The sequence below is a fragment of the Lacisediminihabitans sp. H27-G8 genome (assembly GCF_046156175.1).
Classification (GTDB): domain Bacteria; phylum Actinomycetota; class Actinomycetes; order Actinomycetales; family Microbacteriaceae; genus Lacisediminihabitans.
Genome location: NZ_JAYLVL010000021.1, coordinates 1 through 650, shown reverse-complemented (window position 1 = coordinate 650; position 650 = coordinate 1). Strand labels below are relative to the sequence as shown.

General features: G+C 61.8%; 1 protein-coding gene. It reads right to left on the bottom strand.

Annotation, left to right across the window (positions count from 1 at the left end; genetic code table 11):
- A partial coding sequence (locus VLI63_RS17655; RefSeq protein ID WP_409158161.1) for a transposase occupies positions 1 to 530 on the bottom strand: 530 nt, incomplete at its 3' end.
- Positions 531 to 650 lie beyond the last annotated feature (120 nt).

Sequence of the window (650 nt, the reverse complement as noted above, 5' to 3'; positions counted from 1 at the left end):
CCCTCGCGGACTTTCATCGTGAGCGCGTCCGCGGCAACGAACGTGAACGGGCCAGCTTCGACCAGAGACCGGTGTCGGAACTCGTTGACGTTCTCATCAAGATCGGCGGCCATTCGCGAGACCTGCGTTTTCGATAGCGAGTGGATACCGAGGGTCTTGACGAGTTTGTCCATCCGACGGGTCGAGACGCCCGCGAGATAGCAGTCCGCGATCACCGTGATCAGGGCAGCCTCGGAGCGTTTGCGTCGTTCCAGCAACCATTCCGGGAAATAGGTTCCCGAACGCAGCTTCGGAACCGCGACATCGATCGTCCCCGCCCTCGTGTCCAGGTTCCGGTGGCGGTAGCCATTACGGTGCGCGATGCGGGACTCGGAACGTTCACCCCATTCCGCCCCTACCACCGCATCCGCGTCAGCAGACAGCAGGGCGTTGATCATGGTCTGAAGCAGGTGCCGCATCAGATCCGGAGACGCGTCGGACAGTGCCTCGCCGAGAACGGTCGCGGGGTCGACAATATGTGGAGCGGTCATCGTGATGATGCCTTTCGAGTGGGATGTGAGAGTTTCCTCGAAGGATCACACGGTGGCCGCGCCCACGTCGTCACCGACGCGGAAGCCACCGTGAGTTACACCACTATGCGGGACTCAACC